3 protein-coding genes are annotated in these 1,841 nt (G+C 72.1%); 1 reads left to right on the top strand and 2 read right to left on the bottom strand.

Annotated elements, in window-relative coordinates:
* Together HMPREF0058_RS11305 and HMPREF0058_RS11300 are read right to left on the bottom strand one after the other, a co-directional pair.
* On the bottom strand, positions 1-351 hold a 351-nt coding region (locus HMPREF0058_RS11305; protein WP_006549928.1), incomplete at its 3' end, for a DeoR family transcriptional regulator.
* Complete coding sequence (locus HMPREF0058_RS11300; RefSeq protein ID WP_244901982.1) at positions 351-1,340, bottom strand: helix-turn-helix transcriptional regulator; 990 nt, start codon at positions 1,338-1,340, stop codon at positions 351-353. The genes HMPREF0058_RS11305 and HMPREF0058_RS11300, both read right to left, overlap by 1 nt.
* Positions 1,341-1,362: 22 nt before the next feature.
* Here HMPREF0058_RS11300 and HMPREF0058_RS11295 point away from each other — a divergent pair.
* Positions 1,363-1,841, top strand: a 479-nt coding sequence (locus HMPREF0058_RS11295; RefSeq protein WP_006549926.1) for a DUF3866 family protein, incomplete at its 3' end; no start/stop codon positions are given.

The raw sequence follows: 1,841 nt of genomic DNA, 5'->3' as shown, positions 1-1,841 counted from the left end.
CTGGCTGGCCGCCTGCGGGTCCCCCTGAAGGAGGTCCGCCAGCACGCGCAGGGACAGCTGCAGGGCCAGGGCCTCCTGGCTCGTCAGGCGTAGCGGGGTGTCCAGCCCCAGCGAGGTCGTCAGCCTCAGCCGGCCCTCCTCCAGCTCCAGGGCGTCAAAGTCGACCAGCTCGTCAGGCATCGCGTCCCGTGGCCCGGACACCCACAGGGCCTCGACGTCCCGGATGATGGTCTCCTCGCTGACCTCGAAGTGCTCAGCTGCCTCCCGCACAGTGACCCCCGGTCGGGCAGCCACCCAGGCCGGAAGCGCCAGCAGCCGCAGCAGCCGGTCAGCCGCGCTCGGACGCGCCATCAGCTCGCCTCCTCTGCACCCGCCGCACCTCGCAGGTGCTCCAGGACCAGCTCACGCAGCTCGACTGGCTCCAGGACCACGACGGCGTCGGCCAGGGCTGCCAGGGACCCGGCAAAGGCGAAAAGGTCCTCATAGTCCACCGCCACGACGTCGTAGCCGGAGAGCTCACGCTGGATCCGCCTCGAGCGCGCCCGCAGTGCCAGCGCGCGACCCGGGGCCAGGCCCAGCACGACGCGGTGGTGGTCAGCGGGTAGAGAGGCAACGGGCTCGAAGGCGCCCGGTGCGCTGATCACCTCCACCTGACCGCGCAGACGTGCCAGCCGGAAGGTACGCACCTGTCCCACCTGAGTATCGCGCCCTTCGAGGTACCAGGCTCCCTCGCTCATCCGCAGCCGGTGCGGCTCAACCGTGCGCCGGGCCACGGTCCCGGACGAGGCGGAGGCATAGTCGAAAGCGACCACCTGACGCTCCTCCACCGCTGAGGCGAGAGAAGAGGGGACCTCGCTTCCAGCCAGGTCGAGGCTCAGATCCGCCAGGGTGCCTGCACCCGCGGTGCCTGGCGCCGTCTCATCGTCAGCCTCGTCCTGCCCCTCCTGCGGCTTGTCCTCGGCCACCGCCCGCAGCTTGGTCAGGGCCCTGCGGGCCGCCACCGGCAGGTCGCCGTCACGCCAGGCCGAGGCGGCCAGCTCGATCGCGGCCGCCTGCTCGGCGTCCAGGCGCAGCGAGGGCAAGGCGTAGCTGGCCTCGTCAACCAGGTAGCGCGGCTCGGTGTCCGCTCCGACGACGAGGATGGGCACGCCCAGGGCGCGCAGCTCGTTCTTGTCCCGCTCGAACATCCGCCTGGCCGCCTGCGCGGACTGCTGGTCGTAGCCCTCCACACGCGCCACGAGCTCGGTGGCGCTGAGCCCCGTGGTGGTCTGGCGCAGAGCGAGCAGGAGATTCATCTGTCTCTCCTCGGCGCGTACGGGAGAGCCTGGGCTGGTGGTCACGCACGCAGCCTAGGCTGGGACCATGATGTGGCGCGACGGCGAGGTGGTCCAGCAACGGCGTACGTGGGGGCGCGAGCCCCGGCGTTGCGCTGAGCTCGAGGTCCGTCTCACCCAGGCTCCGGCCGGTGCCACCGGCCTGTTGCCCGGCCAGGAGCTGCGCGCCGTCGCCTACGAGCAGCTCGGCGGTCTTCCCCAGCCAGGCGAACTCGTACGCCTGGAGGTCTCGGCCCTCGCCCGGGGCCTGGGTACGGGCGGCCACGCCATGGTGACGGCCCGGCTGGACCTCCTGCCGCCTGACGCCCCGGCTCCTGGCCACCTCGTCAAGGCCCGTTACATGCCCGATCAGGTCATGGTGGCCGGGGTCGACGAGCAGGACATGCCCGGCCACGAGGTGCTGCGTGCCCCGGTCGGGCAGCTGGAGCTTGAGGACATGCCGGTCGTCGTCGCGGACCTGCACTCCAGCCTGCCGGCGGTGCTGGCCGGCCTCGCCTCGCCCACGGG

This window comes from Actinomyces urogenitalis DSM 15434 (genome assembly GCF_000159035.1).
In the GTDB taxonomy this organism is placed as follows: Bacteria; Actinomycetota; Actinomycetes; order Actinomycetales; family Actinomycetaceae; genus Actinomyces; species Actinomyces urogenitalis.
This window is presented reverse-complemented; position numbering and strand designations above follow the sequence as displayed.